Raw genomic sequence first — 17,324 nt, forward strand, 5'->3', positions numbered from 1 at the left:
CTCGAAGCGACATGTCCTACTGGAGCGATCGCTCGAGGACGGCATGATCACGATCGCACCCCTCAATACGCTCGCGGGCAGCGAACGCTTCTTCCAGTCGAAGTATCCGAAGCTTCTACGGATCACGTTCGCTCATTCGGAAGCAGGGGCGGTGGAGAACCCGTTCGAGGAGGAGGGTGAGCCCGTCCTTTTTGGACCAGACACCTTTCACGTTGACGAGTTTCTCGAATCACTCCCACCTGGTTTCGTGAAGGATCCTCAGTACGGTCTGGGACTACTGAAGGACAACAACCGGCTGGTGCGGCTGATCGAAGACCACAGCGAGTGCTCGGAGCTGAGGATCGTACCCGGGTCAGGCATCAAGGTCGACGACGACGTGTTCCGCGTGGGGCAAGCCGCATGGGAAGAACTCTGGTCGGAGATAGTCCGGATCAACAATCGCGGAAACCTCGCAGCGAGTCGCGTGAAGGACTCCTGCGTGAATAACTACCTCGCGGACGCCCTCGGACTCGAGCAGTCCCGGCCGAAGCTCGGTCGGCTCACCATGTCGAAGCTGCTAACTCGAGCAGCGAACGGCGAAGAAGCGCTGACCGAAGATGACCAGGTCGAGCTTCTGTCAGCGATGCAGGCGCAGGCTCGGGTAGCTGCTGAGGTTGCACCGGATACCGTGGTCGCCCTCCAGCACGACCTAGAGCTTGTGAATCTGGACCGACTCATCGAACGATTCGAAGCCGACCTCGAGAAGAAACACGGTGAGGAGCACTGGCAGCAGTTCTTCGCGTCAAATGCGTTCGCTCTCCAGCAGGTGTTCGGCTCACCTCTGGTTAGCGTCGCGTCAAAGGCGTCCGTCGGCGGAACGAAGCTTGACGGCTCCGGCAACAAGATCGCCGACTACCTGTTCAAGAATCCGCTCACCGCCAATGTGGCGCTCGTCGAGATCAAGACCCCGACTACCAAGATCGTGAAATCGACCGCCTACCGTGACGGCGTCTACGGCATCACATCCGAACTCTCGCAAGCCGTGACTCAGGTTCTAGACCAGGCACACCAACTCAAGCTGCACTTCGCCAACGTCAAGAGCGACTCCCGCCAGTACGACCTCGAGGCGTACTCAATCGGTTGCTTCGTCATCGCCGGAAGGCTGCCACCGGCCGATCAGCCAGACAAGACGAAGTCCCTTGAGCTGTTCCGAGGTAACTCTCGCGCCGTAAGCATTGTCACCTTCGACGAGGTCCTCGCCAGCCTGAGGCTTCTACGTGACCTGCTAACTGACGAACCGTCCGCGACCGGTCCCGGCGCCGAGCCGAACTAGCCGCCCACTTGATCGGCGAGATCCCTTGCTCCCACCTGCGGGCGGTGCAACAACGAGTTCCGTTGAGATAGGCCTTGCTCGTACTAGACACTTCTCCGGCGCACAGTCACGGAGCCTCACCCGATTGGAGCCAGATCACCGCCCGCACATCAGCTAACTGCGATGTCCCAGCTCTGGCCCAGGGCAGCCTCTGCGGCGACCCACGGGATCCGCTCTTGCTCAAGCCGAAGGGGTCCCCCACCGCTCACGAGCTCTTCGATCGTGCGCAACTCCTCGGGCGTGAGCGTCGGATCCGACGCCTCACCACGCTCGGTCGGGTCGTTGTTCGCGAGGTGGTTGTTCGCGCCGCCGCAACGTCGGCACACGAGCGCTGCCTCGGGTCAGCGTGACATGATGATGACGTCCTGCGTGGCGGTTGCGACGGCGACTCCGTCCTTCACGATCCACGCCTGCACCCAGTGAGCGCCGGGGAAGTCGCTGGTCTCGCGGATGAGTTCGCCGCGCTTGAGGATCTCGCCACGGAAGGCCTTCCTGTTGGCAGCCTCGGGCCCGGCGTTGCGCACCTTCCAGTACACGTCGTAGGGGCCGTCCACCGTGCAGTCCGCGATCTGGAACTCGAGGGCCCGGCCGATGGGGACGAGGTTTCCATTCGTTGCCAGTGGACGGAAACGTCCCCTGCCCTTCTTCGTCGGCGACATCTTCCCGACGATTCGAAACGTCGACGTGGGATCCCGCTGCTCCGGGAAGCCGTACTGTTCGGTCAGCGTCTTCTCTCCGGGAGCCATCTGATGCTCGTACGTGGGCAGAGCGGCTGAGGCAGCCAGGGCGAGAGACGACGTCGTGCTCGCACCGAACGAGTCCCCGAACAGCTTCTGCCACTTCTCGACGCTGTCAGATGCTTCAGCGTCGAGGGCTTCGCGAGCGAGCCGCGCCCACCGCTTCAATTGGCTCTTGAGGTTGTCGAACCCTGTCTGAGTGAGACGGTCCGCGAGGTTCTGGCCGATGCGGTCATCCACCCACGGCGGAGCGGGGTGCACGTCGAGGTAGTCGCGGAGGTCTTCGAGCAGGGCAGTGAAGGTCGTCGCGACGTTACCGTAGTCATCGACTCCTGCGAAGCTCTTCACCCGCTCGGCCAGCAACGCACCGAGCACAACGGAGGGACAGTCGATGGAACTGCGGTCGCGAAGCCACTTTGCAAGGCGAATGACGCGAATGAGGTGGCCGTTAGTCGTGCTGTTCTGCTGTTTGAGCCAGCGGGTGAACTCCGTCGGGTCCTGACGTAGGAACTCGTTCTTCGTGCGGTGAGTGATGTACGTCTTGCCGTCGGTGCGCTCCACGAACGGTACGACGTCGATGTGGAAGCTGTTTGCGAACTGGATCGTCACGCATCGTTTGCCAAGTACGGTCTTGTCGGCGTAGCGCGGCACTGCGTCGAGCGCGTTCTTGAGTTCGACGGTGTACTTCTTCGGTTCCCAGTCCACCTGCTCGACCATCGGCAGGAGGACGTCGGCGTCGAAGTCGTTGCCGGAGAGCGGCTTGATGATGGTGCCGTGAGCGAACGAGCCCTGCGGGATGAGACTTCCGTCGAGCTTGTCCTCGAGCAGGGTGCTCTCCTCCAGCGCCGTGTCCAGTGAGGACGTCCGGGTGTGGAGGAGGTCGAGACGAGTCTGGTTGAGGTTGACGTGGTCGCGGAGGAAGAGATTGAACTCCTTGATGCGCGCGGTCATTCGCCGACCTCTATCGCCGCCTTGTATGCGTCGTCTCGGAGCTGGTAGACGACGATGTTCGGCTGCGCCGCGCGCATCCGATGCCGACCCATCGTGATGGCCGCCGGCGCGGGTGCGGCGGCGACCAGGTGCAGGACACGCACGCCCGGAAGGTCGCTCTCGATACGCGCGAGCGCGTCCCTCCACGCGAGCGCGAACGACTCCTGGGCCGAGCGGCTGCCCAGCAGGTCCGGACGCGGCGGCTGGTCCTTCGGCGTGATGGTGACCCTGGGGAGATTCCTCAGGTGGCCTGGGAGACGCTCTTCCTTCACAGGTGCGCTCAGCTCGACGAGCACTGCTGCCTCGTTCGAGTCGCCGGCACTCATGACGGTCTCGAACGCTGGGACATTACCGTCTCCGTCACTCCACGCCCAGGCGGTCACGTCATCTGTGCGCTTCCGCGCGAAGAGCCGCGTCTCGGTCTTGTCGTCGAGCTTGGACCCGAGATAGACGAGCGACGGGATAGGGGCCAGAGCGAAGACGCTGAGCGACTCTACGTCGCCGGCAGCCACCGCCTCCGCGATTCGGGCCGTGAACCGGTCGATCTCCGTTCGATGGGCGTCCCACGCCCATCCGTCGTCGTCGTTCCCAGGGAGGTGGATGGTGAAGGCCCCGTTGCGCGTATCTTCCCCCATGCCCGTGTAGCCATCGTGACGTAGTGCCTCCGCAACCTGAGGAAGCGATATCGGTGCTCTCGTCCCGCGGACGTCGGCACTCACCGTCACGACGGATGTACGCCGCAGCGTTGCGAAGTCGGTGACCTCCCGCACCCGCTTCTCATGGAGCAGCTTCTTGGTGGTCAGGAACTCAACCGTGTACTGGTCACGGTACGCCTTGTCGTCGACTCTCTTGTGGCACGAGTAGCACAGCAACATCAGATTCTCTTCAAACGCGCGCTCGTCAGCGGCCAGCGCAGAACCGCCTCGAGGGGACTCCTTACCCGATCGTGCTCCGACGATGTGTGCGATCTGCCCGTTAGGGATCGCGTGCCATGACCAATCGGTGGCGTCCAAGAGGTAGGTGGAGCAGAGCACGCACCGCCCCGCCGCTTTGGCCCAAAGGCGCAGCCGTGTGCTCTCCGGTACGTCCTTCCGAAGCACCGCGGTGTCGCGTTCCGGGACCTCGATGAGTTCCTTCGTCGACTGTGTCGTCATCGTGCGCTGCTCTCTCATGAGGGAGCGACCGCAGGTTCGCGGCCGCTCCGGTTAGTTCTTCTCGTTGCGTACGCCCTTGTGCTGATCTGGGCTGCCGTTCATGATGCGACCTGTGGCGGTATCCCGCTTGAACCAGGTGCCGTTGTGCTGGAACTCGCTCCGGCCGCGCACGGCGCCGTTGCGATGACCGCGTCCGGTGTTCTTCGCCACGCTCTCACCTCCTCCGGAGGCGGCTTGTGGGTGCCTCCACCATGTAGTCGAGGCAGCACCGTCAGGTGTAAGCGCCATCAGCGGCAGTCGACGCAGATGCCGTCCGAGAGGAGGGCGGGGCGGTACAGCAAACCGCACTCCGTGCAAAGTTCGTCGAGTACGGCGGCCCGTTCGCATCTGCAGAGCCCGCACTTCGGACAGTAGGGCTTCCCACATGTTGGGCAGGCATAGCCCCGCACCTGGAAGTCCGTGCCGCAGCAGTAGCCCCGCAGTTGGAGTCGAGTGTCGAAGGCGCGGTCGATGAACGGCGCGGCAGTCCCGGGGGTCCATAGGTCGGTGTCCGCGAAGACGCACACGATCTTCTGGCGTGTGACTACGACATCTACGTAGAAGTCATCCTCGCTCCACCGTCCGCGCCACCTGATCCGCTCGGTGCGAGTCGCCTTCTCCGGAAGCTCAAGGAGATGGTGCCCTTCGGGGAGGCGCTGGCCGCGCCAGGGGATGACCTCAGGCCATCCCCTTTCCGGATCGGGGCGGACGCTGGCGTCTGTGACCTCCCCGGTGAGCCTGTCGATGAGGGCAATGGCGCCCATGCCGCGCAGTTGTTCTGCGACGGCAATCATGCATACTGGGTGGCTGGCATGGGTCGCGTCGTAGAGGTCGAGTATGTGATGCGCGCGAACCGGACCGGACCCGATGAGCTCCGCGGCGATCTGCGCCGGAAGCAGCAACTCTCTCGCGAATCGGTCGCAGATCGTCTCGAGCACTCTGCCGTCGTTGTCGTTGTCGGCAAGCCAGTCCAGCACCGGATCCAGTCGAGCGACCGCCCAGTGTCCAAGCTCGTGAGCAAGCGTGAAGTTCTCTCGCCGGTTACCCGTGGGACGGTATAGCACTACCCCGTCGTCCAAGAAGGACATTCCGTCGCAAAATCCGCCATCCTCGCGCGATTGGCTGAGGTCAGCGGCGGGTTCGACCACGAGGTCAAGCTGGGATGTGAGGGTTGCGAGGGGGGCGCTAGGAAACCCGGCCCGGACGTCAGCCGGTAGCGCCTCTACGGCGAGACGAACGCAGTCGTCAATATTCACGTGCGCCTTCGACCGAACGTACGAGGGTGTCCAGCGCACTGAGGACCTGGTCAGTGTCCGGCAGTTGTCCACGGTAGACCGTCGCGGCCATTCGGCTATCGAGTTCCGCCCGCGCTACCGCAAGAGCGATGTGCCTGACCCGAGCCCAACGCGCAACGATGTCCTCGAATGCCGGCGCCCTCCGAATTGCTTCGAAGCGATCTGTCGCGGCGTCCGGCGGTTGAATGAGCGCGTCGACGGCGACCGCCAACTCATCGGCGATTGCCTGCACGAGCGCCGGGGGAACGTCAGCGGCTGCGTTCTGCCATCGAACGACATCGGCTGTCGAAGGGTCCCAGCCGCGCAACTTCAGCCGCTGAGCGAGCGCGCTGGGGGCGATCCGAGCGTGTTGCCGGGCTCGTGTGAATGATCGCGGGTCCAAAGAGCACTCTCGATCCGGGACAAGCCCGAGCATGGCAGCAACCGGGTCCTCATCCAGTGGCGGTGCCCCCTGCGTTGCGAGCCACGCCGCGTCAGCGGTGAACACCAACGCGTCAAGGTGCGCCGCCTCCTCGGCGCTCGCACGCGATTTGCGTAGCAGTGTGGTTCGTTCGTCCGGCCGGGCGACCAGTTCGGTGAGGAGTCGGTCAAACTCTTCTTCGTTCATCTGGTCACTCCTTTCCGTACAAGCTCTTCGCGAAGCTTCAGCAACGCCGCCTTCAATATCTGGTTCACGCGCGGGCGGCTCACGCCGAGCTCATCTGCCACTTCACCCTGGGACCTCTGCTTCTGAATGATCTCTCGGACGACCTGTCGTTCGCGTTCATTGAGTACGGCCATGCTGTCCCACACATGTGCTCCGACGCGAGCCTGGTCTAGCTTTTCATCAGTGTCGGCGACAGCGTCCTCGCCGGGGTTGGCGTGGTCGTCCTGTTCCATGTCGAGCGCACGACCAAAGTGCCCAACGTCGGCGGCGCGGATGCGGTCGTAGGCCTTGTTCTTCACAACCCGCACGAGGAACGCCTCCCAGTTGCGGATCTCATCGGTTGGCGGGGACTTCATCACTGACAGGATCGCTTCGAGTACGACGTCTTCCTTCTCGTCCTGCAGGCCGACTTCACGCAGAACTGACGCGGCCACGCGGTGAAGCGTGTCCTTGTGCTGCAGATACAGCGGTCCGATGTCCACGAGCGCCTTACGTCCCCGAGCAAACCGAATCAACCATCGAATGTTCTCTCCACGGTGTAGTCGGGACAGGCTCCCGAGATGTAAGCAGCACTCACGCCGATTCTGTCGGAGTTCGCCCTTCTGCACGCGCGACACACAGCTGGCGTCGCGCCAGCCGTGAGCCACGGCCCGGACCTCCTCGCAATCGTGGCTTGACTCGGCACGCGCTATGTCAGTGTCGTGACCTTCGGGCGGAGCATGCGCCACCCGCGGGGCAGCCAGCCGCCGAGTGCGGGCGAGCCGGTCGCCCAGCGTGCAGAAGGAGCTGATTGACGTGCAGTAAGAGCGGCGTCGAAGAGCGGTGCGCGTTAAGTCTGTCCATCTCGACGCCCGTTGACTGTGCCCTGAAGGCGCACGCGAGCGCCCTCCTCGATGAGTCCCTAGGGACGAGGCCCATCCTCGCCAACTGACCCGAGGGCGAAGCGCTCGTCCGCTACCTGCGGTCGACGCTGTCTCGGCATGGGGGTACACCCACGCATACCTCAATTACCGAAGTGCCCATATCGACATCGCGTGGACATTTCATCCGCGAAATGGATATCTCAGAAAAACCCCTACAACTAAATCGCACAGAACTGTGGGTTCCCGCTCGAGATGGCATGAACCCCTCGCGATTCCACGGTAGTTGGCAACGGTTTCAGGGCCAGGATTCCACGCGAAATGGCATTTTCCTACAGTTGGTCCGACTCAACTCAGATGCCCGCTTGCGGCAGGCAGATCGACCTAGAGTGTGTTAACGAGTGAGCAGCCGCGCCGTTCAGAGGCGAGGGCGATCGCCGACGGGGCGGCTCACTCTTCTCCTCATCCCGGTGTTGCTCAGCGCGACCGGCGTCCTCGATCTCCGCATTCCTTGGCCGTGGCTCCATGGCGAGTCCGCGGGGGATCGTCCGGTCGAGCACTCACCCCTGAGAGCCCTGTCAAGGTGAGCTGGACCGGGACAGCCGCTGGAGTGCTCTATCTCGCGTGGCTGGCGTCCGCAACCCTGCGCCCCGGCGGCAACGGGCTATTCGAGACACAATCCCACGCGCGCGACTCCCGGTCGAAGCTGTTCCGGATGGGGCTCGTCACCAACCTGCTCAACCCCAAGGCCGCTGTCATGTAACTCGCGATCATCCCGCAGTTCATAGATCACGGGCAGGGAAACACGACCGCTCAGGGATTCGTTCTCGGCGGAGTTCAGATCATCGTCAGGATGATCGTCAACTCCCTCATCGTGCTGGGCGCCGGCACAATCTCCGGATTCGTGTCGACGCGACTCACATGGATCCGGCACCCCGCTCGGCGCAGTGGCGGTCACGCTGGCCAGAGAGGTCCCGCAATGCATCTCGCCCCTGAACCGGGCGATCATGCTGCAGGACCTCCGTGAGACGCCGCTCAGATAGACCGTCCTCCGGAAGCTCGACGAGTACGAATGACCCTTTCTGAAGGGATTGAACAGGACTGTTGTTCTGCACAGATTCTGCTAGGTAGAGTGGGATTCCATCCGACGGAACCCGCCGTCGGTGAACAAAGGAGTTCCAGAATGCGCATCGTCTTGGTTCATGGAGGTTGGCAGGGTGGTTGGGCGTGGGACGGCGTTGTCGCTGAGCTCACGAAGGCAGGCCACGAGGTATGGGCCCCAACCTTGCAGGGTCACGGTGACAACGACGACCGTGCAGGTGTCACGCTCTCGACCATGGCGGACAATCTCATCGGCCGGATCGCCGACAAGGGGTGGGACCGGTTCGTCGTAGTCGGCCACAGTGGCGGCGGCCCGCTCATCCAACTCGTAGCTGAGGCGATGCCGGAGCAGGTGGAGCAGGCGATCTTCATCGACGCGTGGGTACTCGCCGACGGCGAGTCGATCAATGCGATCCTCCCCGCCGAGTTGGCGAATTTCGCCCGTGGCACAGCCGCGTCCTCGCCCGACCAGAGCGTGCCGATCCCGCCGCAGCTATTCATGACGGCTTTCTTGCAGGACGGATCGGAGGAGCTTCACGCGCAGGTCGAGCCTCGTCTGGTGCCGTCGCCTGGCGGTTGGCTCGACGAGCCGATCCGTCTTCGGACGGCCGGCACCGGTGACGTGCCGAGCGGCTACATCTTCCTGCAAGAGGATCGGGCTGTGCCGCAGGAGTTGTACCGCGCATCAGCAGACCGGCTCACGAACCCCACGACCGCGAGCTCGCCGGGGAGCCACCAGGCAATGTTGACGCGCCCTGTGGAACTGGCAGCAGCCATCGTCTCCGTCATGTCGTGACGACGTTTCGCTCTTTCGCGACTTCCGCTGGGACCGTCGCTTACGCCGAATGGCTGCCCGGCGGCCCCGCCCGTGCGACGGTGCTGCTCGTTCACGGCGGGGGGGTGGGCCCCGATGGCTGGAGTCGAGCGATCGGCGGGCGACCCGGGTGGGCGCCCCGTCTCGCCGAGGCCGGATACCGCGCGGTCGTGATGACGTGGCCTGGGTTGTCGGCTGGCGGCGCATGGGACCCCGACACGCCGCTGGATGGGGCGGCGGTCGCCGGCGCGATCGTGGAGCTAATCGCTGCGCTCGGCGGCCCGGTTGTCCTCGTGGTCCACTCCATGTCCGCCGCTTTCGGCTATCGGGTCGCTTTCCACCATCGGGATTCACTGATCGCCCTAGTCGCGCTGGCGCCCGCTCCCCCCGGGGATATCCAGCCCGAGCCCGCCGTGCTGGAAGAGGACGCCGATCACATCGTCGTCCAGGGACGCCCGCTCACCTGGAGGCTTCCCCGTCGCGGCTGGTGGCATCCCGGACCAGAGTTCATCGAGGCGAAGCTGGTCGGTGCGAGCGAGCAGTTCCCACCCGGTCACCTGGACGAGCTCCGTTCACAGCTGGTGCCAATCCCAGCCGGGCTCCTCCTCGAGCGGCAGAACGTCCGCGGTGCGCAGGTCCACATCGGCGACAGGGAGTTGGACGGCCTACCGACCCTCGTGATGGTCGGTACCCACGACACCGATCATCCGATCGAGTCGGACCGCGCGACTGCAGACTGGCTCGCCGAGCGGGGCGGCGATGTCAGGTTCGTCGCGTTGACGGCAGCGAACGTGGCTGGCAACGGCCACATGCTGATGCAGGAGTCGAACAGCGATGCGGTGCTCAACCTGGTGACGGAGTGGCTCGGTCCAAATGTACGCCCGCGGCGGTGAGGATGGTGCAGTTGATCGCGACCCGGGCTCCGGACATCTGTGATGGCCTGACTACAGCAGGAGCCGTTGCTCAGCAAGTTCCTGCAGCAGGAATCGCCAGAGATGCCCGTCGTTGAATGCGTCACCCAGGTCGGGCAGGTCGGCGAGGTCGTTGTCATCGATCGGTATAGGCTCGGCCCCTGCCTGCAGAACGGCGAGGTGCACGCGAGCGAGGCTGTCGACATTGATCGCGCGGATGACGGCCTGCGGGACGCTCTCGCCGACGGCCGTGAGGCCGTGACCGCGCAGGATGCCGACCGGCCGCGTGCCGAAATCGTCCGCCATGGCCGTCGCGCGTGCGTGGTTGCGGATCAGCGCAGACGAGGGGTGCGCGGGGATGCCGTCGCGCGCCATCCGCATAGCGGGGATGTTGAAGGCACCGACAATCGGTAGCAGTGTCCGTCCGGTTAGCGAGAACGCGACGACAGCCGGCGGATGCGCGTGGACGACGGATCGGGCCGCAGGATTGCGGCGCAGCAGCTCAAGATGCAGAGACAGCTCGTTCGGCGCCCGGTACCCGCCGGCGAGCTCGAACGATCCCTCGAGGGGCACGGCGAGGATGTCGTCGGCGGTGGTGAAACGCAGCCCTCGCTCCTGCGGTCCGCGGGCTCGGATGAGGACGGTGTCGTCGTCGACCCGCAGGCTGACGTGCCCGAGGATGTCGTCCACGAGCCCCCGGACCGCGAGCACGCGGCAAGCATTGGCGACGAGCATGCGTTCGTCGACGTAGTCGTTCATCATCCACTTCTCCTTCGAGGCGTGATCTCCGATTGCGAATTCCTGGAAAATCTAGCAGAATCAGATTCTGTCTTAAAGAAAACCGGTCTCGACCGACATCATCTTCAAGGCGCGGAATAGGACTCTGACATCAGGAAGCAGCGGCCCAATGGCGAGCAAGACGACGATCTTCGAGGACGTGCGGCGCGGCATGATCCCGGCGCACATCTATAACGACGAGGAGATCTTCGAGCAGGAGAAGAGCAAGCTCTTCAGCCGCGCGTGGATTTTCGTCGGACATGAATCCGAGATCCCTCAGCCCGGTGACTACGTGGTGCGGCATGTGCTCGACGACTCGTTTATCGTCGTGCGCGACGAGAGTGGTGAGATTCGGGCGCACTTCAACATGTGCCTGCACCGCGGGATGCAGGTATGCCGCGCCGAGGTCGGCAACGCCTCCCACTTCCGTTGCCCCTACCACGGGTGGTCATACCGCAACGACGGCCGGATTATGGGCCTCCCGTTCCACGAGGAGGCCTACGGGGGTGAGGCAGGGTTCAACAAGAAGGGTGCACGACTGCTCCCGGCGCCGAACCTGGACACATACAACGGTCTGATCTTCATCAGCATGGACCCGAACGCGCCGACCCTGCGGGAATACATCGGCGACTTCGCGTTCTACCTCGACTACTACACCGGGCAGAGCGCCAAGGGCATCGAGCTGCGTGGCCCGCAGCGGTGGCGCGTCAACGCGAACTGGAAGATCGGCGCCGAGAACTTCGCCGGCGACATGTATCACACGCCCCAGACCCACACCTCGGTCGTCGAGATCGGGTTGTTCCGTGAGCCGAAGGCGGAGAAGCGCAAGGACGGCAACACGTACTGGGCCGGCAACGGCGGCGGCACGACCTACAAGCTCCCGCCGGGCAGCCTCGAGGAGCGGCTGCGCTACGTCGGATATCCCGACGCGATGATCGAGCGGATGAAGGAGCAATGGTCGCCTGAGCAGCTCGATGTGATTGGCCGTGACGGGTTTATGATCTCAGCGGCATCGCTCTTCCCGAACATGAGTTTCGTGCACAACTGGCCGAAGGTGGAGGACGGGGACGACGTGCTGCCCTTCATCTCGATCCGTTCGTGGCAGCCCATTAGCGAGAACGAGACGGAGGTCTACTCCTGGTTCGCGGTCGATGCCGAGGCGCCGGAGGAGTTCAAGGAGCTCTCGTACAAGGCCTACCTTATGTGCTTCGGTAGCACGGGAATGTTCGAGCAGGACGATGTCGAGAACTGGGTCTCGCTGACCACGACTGCCAAGGGTTCGATGGCTCGACGGCTCCTGCTCAACAGTCGGATGGGGACTCTCAAAGACGACACTCCGGTCGTCGCTGCGCTGACGCCTGAACAGTTCGCCGGTCCAGGCGTCGCGCACGTTGGTTACGGCGAGTACAACCAGCGTCATCTGCTCGATCGTTGGGCCGACTACCTCGACACCGATGACGAAGTCGAGGTGCAGGTCGCGAGCATCGGTACAGGCATCACCAACAACGGGGAGGCACCCGCATGATGAACACCGAGACCGGTGTCCAGATTTCCGGGCAATCGCCTCTCGGCGCCCACGCCACGCGCGCCGATCGAGTCGGGCGGTCCCTACTGTTCTCCGACGAACTGCATCTCGAGGCGCATCGTTGGTTGATTGAAGAGGCTTACACCCTCGACGAGCAACGGTACGAGCACTGGCTTGAGACGCTTACAGAGGATATTCACTACATCATGCCGGTGCGTCAGACGACGGCTCTCGGGTCTTCCTTCACGACGGCGAGGGGGATGTCGCACTGGGACGAGAATAAGTACTCGCTCAGCCGCCGGGTCGCGCGATTCCTGACTGAACACGCTTGGACGGAGGACCCTCCCTCACGCCTGCGTCACTACGTGACGAACGTGCGTGTGTTCCTGTCCTCGGTCGAGGACGAGCTCATCGTCGACTCCGCCGTCCTGCTGTTCCGCAGCCGGGGAGACGTCAACGAGCCGTCAATCATCTCCGCTCACCGCGAGGACGTATTGCGTCGCGTCGGTGACGACCTGCAGTTGGCACGTCGGGTGATCATGGTGGACGAGTCGGTGCTCCGCACCCAGAACCTGGCGATCTTCCTGTGAGCGGCCTCGACTGGGAGGGTGCCGACGTCGATCGTGATGCCGCGGCGGCTGCGGCGGCGGAGCGCGAGCGTCTTGTCGCCCGCACCGTCGGAGAGCCGCTCGTCATCGCCAACGAGTTTTCGGAGATCGAAGTGCGCCGCGTGGAAACTCACAACGGCACGAGGCTACTGATCGACGCCCCGAAAACTGGCCAGTGGATCGCGATCGACCCCATGGAACTCGAGGCCCTGACCTGGCAGACCACGCAGACGTTCTCCGAGATGATCGCGCGGCCTGACCAGCCGATGTTTCCCGAAATGCGACCGCAGTAGAAAAGGAGAGACCGATGGCACGGATCATCGCCGACCGCAGCGCCTGCCAGGGCTACGCCAATTGCGTTGTCGCCGCGGGCGACTACTTCGACCTAGATGACGACGCCCTAGTGATCGTTCTGCGCGAGGACCTGCCCGACAGTGACCGCAAGCGAGTAGAGGAGGCGGCGCGCAGCTGCCCCGTCTCCGCCTTGGTTGTGGAGGACTGACGTGTCGCGGGTCGTCATCGTCGGCGCCTCTGTTGGTGGGCTCAAGACCGCCCAAGCCCTTCGAAGCGAGGGATTCGAGGGCGAGATCGTCCTGATTGACCAGGAACGCCATCCCACCTACGACAAACCTCCGCTCTCGAAGAAGTACCTCACCGGTGAGACGGCGCGACACGAGATCGAGCTTCTCTCCGAGCACGAGACGCGGGGGATCGGAGCCATCTCAATCTTCGGCACGCCCGCGGCATCCCTCAACCTCGAAGGCCAGGTTGTGACGCTCGAGGACGGTACAGCCGTCTCATACGACACACTCGTGATCGCCACCGGGTCACGCGCCCGTCGCTCTCCGTGGGGTGAAGGTGAGCATATTCACTTGCTGCGTACCAGCGGCGATGCCGAGCGCTTGCGGGATGAGCTGGCCACAGCGCGGCACCTTGTGGTCATCGGCGCAGGCTTCATCGGGGGGGAGGCTGCCGCAACCGCGATCACGGCGGGCGTACGGGTCAGCATGGTTGACCCGTTCCCGGCGCCGATGTCGCGGGTGCTCAATGCCGAAGTCGGCCAGATCTTCAGCCGCAAGTATGCCCAGGAGGGCGTCGAGGAGTACTTCGGAAGGACAGTCGAAGGCGTCGAACAGACGGCAGACGGGGTGCGCGTGGTGCTCGATGGCGGCGAGATCATCGAGGCCGATGCAGCTCTCGTCGGTATCGGAGCTGTGGTCAACACAGAGTGGCTCGAGGGTTCCGGCATCGAACTCGACAACGGGGTGACCTGCGACTCTGGGCTGCGGGCCATCGGGCATCCTGAGATCTTTGCCGTCGGCGATATCGCACGTTGGGCGAGTGCGTCGCGCAACGTCTCGCTGCGCCTCGAACATTGGACCAATGCCGTTGATCAGGCTCGCGTCGTCGCACACAACATCGTCCACCCTGATGATTGCGAGGACTACGACACGACCGAGTATGTCTGGAGCGACCAGTACGACTGGAAGATCCAGGTGGTCGGGCGCACCGGCGCCGACGACATCGTCATCATCGGGTCCGAGGAGGACCAGCGCTTCGCCGTACTTTACTCGGAGAGTGACGACTCACTGACCGGCGCGCTCGTCGTCAACTGGCCGCGGGCGCTCGTTAGCACGCGGCGAGCGGTGGCTACGAGAACCGATCGAGCCGAGGTCGCGGCGCGCCTGACCGGCGACGGCGCGCGGTCGGTCACGCCCGCGGTCTGAGGATGGTCCCCGTGACCACAAGGCGATACGATTTCTGTTGTGCAGAAATCGCCCGGCGACGGTGTAGCGCCCCAATACCCGATCGAGTCAGTGGACAACGCACTGCGGTTGCTCATCCTTCTTGGCGAGCGTACGGAGGTAAGGCTGACCGACGTCAGCGCCGAACTCGGGGTGGCGTCTTCGACGGCGCACCGCATCCTCGCAATGCTCATCTGGCGCGGATTCGCCCGTCAGGATCCGCGCACGAAGACCTACGGTCCGGGTCCGACACTCACGAGCGTGGCCTTCTCAATTTTCCGGCGCATGGATCTTCCGCGCCTGGCGCAGCCGATCCTCGAGGATCTCAGTTCCTCGATGGGCGAGACGAGCCATCTCGGCACCCTCGAAGGCGCGAACGTCCGCTTCATCGCGGCGTCCGAGCCGGCGGCGGCAGTCCGCGTCGCCTCACGCCTCGGACGGGAGATCCCGGCGTACGCGACCTCGACCGGCAAGGCGATGCTTGCCAGCCTGCCGACAGAACAGCTCGGGCGCTTGTTTCCAACGGACTCACTCCCCGCGGTGACCTCGCATACCGTTCAGTCCCTTGCGGACCTCGAGAAGGAACTCGAAACCGTTCGGCGCCAGGGCTACTCGACGAACCGCGAGGAGAGCGAGGACGGTGTGGCATCGGTCGCAGTCTCGGTCGCGAACTCAGCAGGCATCAATCTCGCCATCAACCTCGCTGCCCCAGTCCATCGTCTTCCGGTCTCGAAAGTCGCGACCTTCGGGCGAGCACTCAAGGACGCCTCGATGCGGTTGAGCGAGGCGTTGGGCTAATCACGGGGGTGCTCCAGTGAACCCCGCCCCGATCCCGCTCCTCCACGGACACTCGATTCCGCGTCTGGGTCTCGGCACGTGGCCGCTCAAGGGCGACGCGGTGCACGAGATGGTCGCGCTGGCGCTCGACATCGGCTATCGACTGATCGACACGTCTCACAAGTACCTCAACGAGGCCCCGGTTGGCGCGGCGATCCGAGAGAGCGGGATCGCTCGCGAGGAGATCTTCGTCACCAGCAAGTTCAACAAGGAGAATCACAGCGTAGATGGTGTCCAGCGCGCCTATGACGAGAGCCTCAGACGGACCGGGCTCGACTACCTCGATCTATTCCTCATTCACTGGCCAGTGCCTTGGCTCGACACCTACGTTGCGGCCTGGCGGGGTCTTGTAAGACTCGTCGAGCAGGGGCGGGTCGGGGCGATCGGCGTCTCAAACTTCAAACGACCACATCTGGAACGGATCGTCGCCGCTACCGGACGCGTGCCCGACGTCAACCAGATCCAACTGAGTGCCGACCTGGCGCGCGACGATATCCGTGATCTGCACAAGCGGTGGGGCATCGTGACCGAGGCCTGGAGTCCGCTCGGGCGCGGCGGCCCCTTGCTCACACATCCCGTCGTGGTAGACATCGCAGACCGGGTCGGTCGCACCCCCGCGCAGGTGTTGTTGCGGTGGCATGTGCAGCACAACATCGTCCCGATTCCGCGCGCGGACGACCCCAGACAGCTGCGGGAGAACGCGCAGATCTTCGATTTCAACCTCACTCACGACGACCTTGCGGAGCTGAGGAACCTCGATCGCGGTGAATCAGCGGCACGAGATTCCGACTCAAAAGAGAACGGACATTAGCGCGTTTCTCCCTGACTCGATCGCGTTTCAAGTTTCAGGGGCCGAGCGATCACGTCGAATCCGGAAACGATCAATTTCGGGATGCGTGCGGAGGCTAACCGTTGTCGAGCAGTTCGAGCAGCCGTGTAGTTACGCGCCAGGTTCGGACTGTCATCTGTTGAAACATCGGCATAGCGAGTACGCGCTGAACGCGGGTCTTGGTCGCTTGCGCGGCTACCCGCGAGAAGTACAGGACACCCGGCCCGATTGCCATCGCGTCGACGCCCTCGCGCATTTCGGGAAGATCTGCAAACGCCGCTTCGGCCGTGAGGGGATCCTTTACGAAGAACACTTCGCTGCGTAGCCGATCTGATCCGTGGTCCGATGGTGCTTGGGCGATAATCGCTGCTAGCTTCCAACAACGTCGCCGGCCAGTACGGTCGGAACCAAGACAGTGCTCAACGCTGTAACCGGGCTCTATGCAGCCCCACGAATTTTCTGCCCGAAGGAACAATGCTGACGAGCTACACGGAAGATTCAAACTCGATGCTGGAGTCGGCTGGCGATGCGGCAGAGGATGACTGCTCGGCTTCCGATTCGGAACCATGCGAGAGGTCGCCGGGGGCCGGTTAGGCGCACCTTGCGGGCGCGGGTCGTCACTGCGATCACGGTTCCCTCGTCGAGTACCTCTTCCAGCGAATTCAGCATGCCGTCGAGGCCTCGTGCAGCATCCGGTCCGTGCCACGCTGTCTGCTCGCCGTAGGGGATATCGGTGACCACGACATTGGGGCGTCGCCCGTTCAACGCGCGCCGGAGTTGTGCGGGGTCGAAGACGTCGGCTGGTGCGATGTTGTAGTCGAATGAGCCGTCGCCTGACGCGAGCCGGCGAGCGAGTCGCTGTGCAGCGGCGGCGGCATCGAGGTAGGCGGGTTTGCTCAGGCGCTCGGCGCGGGCCTGCAGTTCATTCGCGCGGGCGGTCATGCCGTGCTTGCTCAGAAGGGCGAGGTTCTTCCGGGCGAGTTCCAGCGCCGCGTGATCGACGTCGGAGCCGAGGACGCTGGTGATTCTGTCTCTATGCAGGAGTGTGAGAGTGGTGAGGAGGTGGCCGCTGCCGCAGCATGGATCCCATACCTGGGCGGTGGGG

21 protein-coding genes are annotated in these 17,324 nt (G+C 63.8%); 11 read left to right on the forward strand and 10 right to left on the reverse strand.

Annotated features, from left to right (window positions below; genetic code table 11):
* The first annotated feature begins 43 nt into the window (after positions 1–43).
* Positions 44–1,312, forward strand: coding sequence for a Shedu immune nuclease family protein (locus tag FE256_RS05060; protein WP_171024209.1), 1,269 nt, complete (start codon positions 44–46; stop codon positions 1,310–1,312).
* A 149-nt stretch (positions 1,313–1,461) separates the two neighbouring features.
* On the opposite strand, the gene FE256_RS05065 is transcribed toward FE256_RS05060, so the two are convergent.
* The 7 genes from FE256_RS05065 to FE256_RS18105 all read right to left on the reverse strand — a co-directional run bounded on the left by FE256_RS05065 (position 1,462) and on the right by FE256_RS18105 (position 6,694).
* Positions 1,462–1,677 (reverse strand): Wadjet anti-phage system protein JetD domain-containing protein, encoded by a 216-nt coding sequence (locus FE256_RS05065; protein ID WP_138173415.1) that lies wholly within the window; start codon positions 1,675–1,677, stop codon positions 1,462–1,464.
* Between the two features lie 15 nt (positions 1,678–1,692).
* Entirely contained in the window at positions 1,693–3,039 is a 1,347-nt protein-coding gene (locus tag FE256_RS05070) for an SMODS domain-containing nucleotidyltransferase (protein ID WP_138173417.1), read from the reverse strand.
* The gene (locus tag FE256_RS05075) at positions 3,036–4,232 is read right to left on the reverse strand and encodes an SAVED domain-containing protein (RefSeq protein ID WP_171024210.1); all 1,197 of its coding nucleotides are present in this window, start codon (positions 4,230–4,232) and stop codon (positions 3,036–3,038) included. Before FE256_RS05075 ends, FE256_RS05070 begins: the two co-directional genes overlap by 4 nt.
* A gap of 51 nt (positions 4,233–4,283) precedes the next feature.
* Positions 4,284–4,442, reverse strand: a complete 159-nt coding sequence (locus FE256_RS18100) for a hypothetical protein (RefSeq protein WP_171024211.1) — start codon at positions 4,440–4,442, stop codon at positions 4,284–4,286.
* A gap of 77 nt (positions 4,443–4,519) precedes the next feature.
* Positions 4,520–5,527, reverse strand: a complete 1,008-nt coding sequence (locus FE256_RS05080) for an ImmA/IrrE family metallo-endopeptidase (RefSeq protein WP_138173421.1) — start codon at positions 5,525–5,527, stop codon at positions 4,520–4,522.
* Positions 5,517–6,173 (reverse strand): hypothetical protein, encoded by a 657-nt coding sequence (locus tag FE256_RS05085; protein ID WP_138173423.1) that lies wholly within the window; start codon positions 6,171–6,173, stop codon positions 5,517–5,519. The genes FE256_RS05080 and FE256_RS05085 overlap by 11 nt, the downstream gene beginning before the upstream one ends.
* Positions 6,170–6,694, reverse strand: a complete 525-nt coding sequence (locus FE256_RS18105) for a sigma-70 family RNA polymerase sigma factor (RefSeq protein WP_171024212.1) — start codon at positions 6,692–6,694, stop codon at positions 6,170–6,172. Before FE256_RS18105 ends, FE256_RS05085 begins: the two co-directional genes overlap by 4 nt.
* Positions 6,695–7,682: 988 nt before the next feature.
* Here FE256_RS18105 and FE256_RS18355 point away from each other — a divergent pair.
* From FE256_RS18355 to FE256_RS05105, 3 genes are all read left to right on the forward strand, one after another.
* Entirely contained in the window at positions 7,683–7,835 is a 153-nt protein-coding gene (locus FE256_RS18355; protein WP_212743478.1) for a LysE family transporter, read from the forward strand.
* A 420-nt stretch (positions 7,836–8,255) separates the two neighbouring features.
* Positions 8,256–8,969 carry an alpha/beta fold hydrolase gene (locus FE256_RS05100; protein ID WP_005050723.1) on the forward strand — a complete coding sequence of 238 codons (714 nt, stop codon included), beginning with the start codon at positions 8,256–8,258 and terminating at the stop codon, positions 8,967–8,969.
* Between the two features lie 80 nt (positions 8,970–9,049).
* Entirely contained in the window at positions 9,050–9,880 is an 831-nt protein-coding gene (locus FE256_RS05105; protein ID WP_289508574.1) for an alpha/beta fold hydrolase, read from the forward strand.
* Between the two features lie 51 nt (positions 9,881–9,931).
* Here FE256_RS05105 and phtC read toward each other — a convergent pair whose 3' ends face one another.
* Complete coding sequence (gene phtC, locus FE256_RS05110; protein WP_138173429.1) at positions 9,932–10,660, reverse strand: 3,4-dihydroxyphthalate decarboxylase; 729 nt, start codon at positions 10,658–10,660, stop codon at positions 9,932–9,934.
* 187 nt (positions 10,661–10,847) lie between these two features.
* Here phtC and FE256_RS05115 point away from each other — a divergent pair, with 187 nt between their 5' ends.
* From FE256_RS05115 to FE256_RS05145, 7 genes are read left to right on the forward strand one after another with little or no spacing between them, the layout of a single operon-like run.
* Entirely contained in the window at positions 10,848–12,200 is a 1,353-nt protein-coding gene (locus tag FE256_RS05115) for a Rieske 2Fe-2S domain-containing protein (RefSeq protein WP_252370902.1), read from the forward strand.
* Positions 12,197–12,790 carry a 3-phenylpropionate/cinnamic acid dioxygenase subunit beta gene (locus FE256_RS05120; RefSeq protein WP_138173431.1) on the forward strand — a complete coding sequence of 198 codons (594 nt, stop codon included), beginning with the start codon at positions 12,197–12,199 and terminating at the stop codon, positions 12,788–12,790. The genes FE256_RS05115 and FE256_RS05120 overlap by 4 nt, the downstream gene beginning before the upstream one ends.
* The gene (locus FE256_RS05125) at positions 12,787–13,101 is read left to right on the forward strand and encodes a hypothetical protein (RefSeq protein WP_138173433.1); all 315 of its coding nucleotides are present in this window, start codon (positions 12,787–12,789) and stop codon (positions 13,099–13,101) included. The genes FE256_RS05120 and FE256_RS05125 overlap by 4 nt, the downstream gene beginning before the upstream one ends.
* A 14-nt stretch (positions 13,102–13,115) precedes the next feature.
* Positions 13,116–13,310 (forward strand): ferredoxin, encoded by a 195-nt coding sequence (locus FE256_RS05130; protein WP_005050734.1) that lies wholly within the window; start codon positions 13,116–13,118, stop codon positions 13,308–13,310.
* Position 13,311: 1 nt separating this feature from the next.
* Positions 13,312–14,535: an NAD(P)/FAD-dependent oxidoreductase gene (locus tag FE256_RS05135; RefSeq protein ID WP_138173435.1), complete on the forward strand. Its 1,224-nt coding sequence runs from the start codon at positions 13,312–13,314 to the stop codon at positions 14,533–14,535.
* Between the two features lie 39 nt (positions 14,536–14,574).
* Complete coding sequence (locus tag FE256_RS05140) at positions 14,575–15,351, forward strand: IclR family transcriptional regulator (protein WP_252370903.1); 777 nt, start codon at positions 14,575–14,577, stop codon at positions 15,349–15,351.
* A 16-nt stretch (positions 15,352–15,367) separates the two neighbouring features.
* Complete coding sequence (locus FE256_RS05145) at positions 15,368–16,201, forward strand: aldo/keto reductase (RefSeq protein ID WP_138173439.1); 834 nt, start codon at positions 15,368–15,370, stop codon at positions 16,199–16,201.
* 94 nt (positions 16,202–16,295) lie between these two features.
* On the opposite strand, the gene FE256_RS05150 is transcribed toward FE256_RS05145, so the two are convergent.
* Both FE256_RS05150 and FE256_RS05155 read right to left on the reverse strand, forming a co-directional pair.
* A complete protein-coding gene (locus FE256_RS05150; RefSeq protein WP_138173441.1) occupies positions 16,296–16,532 on the reverse strand; it encodes a hypothetical protein in 237 nt (78 codons plus the stop codon).
* 185 nt (positions 16,533–16,717) lie between these two features.
* Positions 16,718–17,324 (reverse strand): rRNA methyltransferase (locus tag FE256_RS05155; RefSeq protein ID WP_138173443.1); only part of this gene is annotated, 607 nt, incomplete at its 5' end.

The sequence above is a fragment of the Microbacterium sp. 5K110 genome (assembly GCF_005774735.1).
Lineage (GTDB): Bacteria > Actinomycetota > Actinomycetes > Actinomycetales > Microbacteriaceae > Microbacterium.

Bases quoted from the DNA above. Each gene is read 5' to 3' on its own strand.
- FE256_RS05085 (WP_138173423.1), bottom strand. From the start codon at position 6,173: ATGAACGAAGAAGAGTTTGACCGACTCCTCACCGAACTGGTCGCCCGG.
- phtC (WP_138173429.1), bottom strand. From the start codon at position 10,660: ATGATGAACGACTACGTCGACGAACGCATGCTCGTCGCCAATGCTTGC.
- FE256_RS05120 (WP_138173431.1), top strand. From the start codon at position 12,197: ATGATGAACACCGAGACCGGTGTCCAGATTTCCGGGCAATCGCCTCTC.
- FE256_RS05130 (WP_005050734.1), top strand. From the start codon at position 13,116: ATGGCACGGATCATCGCCGACCGCAGCGCCTGCCAGGGCTACGCCAAT.
- FE256_RS05115 (WP_252370902.1), top strand. From the start codon at position 10,848: ATGATCCCGGCGCACATCTATAACGACGAGGAGATCTTCGAGCAGGAG.
- FE256_RS05070 (WP_138173417.1), bottom strand. From the start codon at position 3,039: ATGACCGCGCGCATCAAGGAGTTCAATCTCTTCCTCCGCGACCACGTC.
- FE256_RS05075 (WP_171024210.1), bottom strand. From the start codon at position 4,232: ATGACGACACAGTCGACGAAGGAACTCATCGAGGTCCCGGAACGCGAC.
- FE256_RS05060 (WP_171024209.1), top strand. From the start codon at position 44: ATGATCACGATCGCACCCCTCAATACGCTCGCGGGCAGCGAACGCTTC.
- FE256_RS05100 (WP_005050723.1), top strand. From the start codon at position 8,256: ATGCGCATCGTCTTGGTTCATGGAGGTTGGCAGGGTGGTTGGGCGTGG.